The 638-nt window shown below is 70.2% G+C and carries 1 protein-coding gene; it reads right to left on the bottom strand.

Translation table 11 applies throughout. The annotated features are described in order from the left end of the window. On the bottom strand, nucleotides 1-530 hold a 530-nt coding region (locus J1M41_RS11700; RefSeq protein WP_206451804.1), incomplete at its 3' end, for a hypothetical protein. Nucleotides 531-638 lie beyond the last annotated feature (108 nt).

Raw genomic sequence — 638 nt, forward strand, 5'->3', positions numbered from 1 at the left:
TGGGACACCTGGAACAAGTGGTCCATGGCGCCGACGACGGCCTCGCCCTCGATCCCGAATGCGTTGAACGCGGCCGAGGTCTTGTTGATGTCCACGTCCTCGCCGAGGATGCGGCCCGCCTCGAGGTACTGGGAGGCGACCGTCTCCAGGGTCTCGCCTGAGAGGCCCATGCGGGTGTTGATGTCCGCGACCGTGGTCCCGACCTGCTCGAACGAGGCCGGGACGTTCTGGCCTACCCGCTTAGCGGAGTCGACCAGGCCGTCCAGGGCCTCACCCGAGGCGCCCGTGCCGACACGGATGGTGTCCGTGACGTCGTCGAAGACCTCACCCACCTTGTACAGGAACGCCCCCGCAGCCATCGCGCCGGCGCCCGCCGCGGCGATGCCCACGGTGAGGGCCTTGCCGAACCGCTGGCCAATCTGCGCCCCGGCCTTGTCCGCCGCGCCACCAGCCCCGGTGACCAGAGCGGGTCCGAAGTCCTTGAACGACGGGAGGACCGGCAGCCAAACGGCCTCGTTAGCCTGCGCCATAGTGCCCTCCTCGGGTCAGGATGCTGGGGTACGTCCGATCGCCGCCGTGGCCTCGGCCTGCAGGGCAGCCATCCGCGCGGCCGCGCGACGACGCCGAGACCTCTGCAC

This window comes from Micrococcus sp. KRD096, assembly GCF_017168495.1.
GTDB classification, from domain to species: Bacteria; Actinomycetota; Actinomycetes; order Actinomycetales; family Micrococcaceae; genus Micrococcus; species Micrococcus luteus.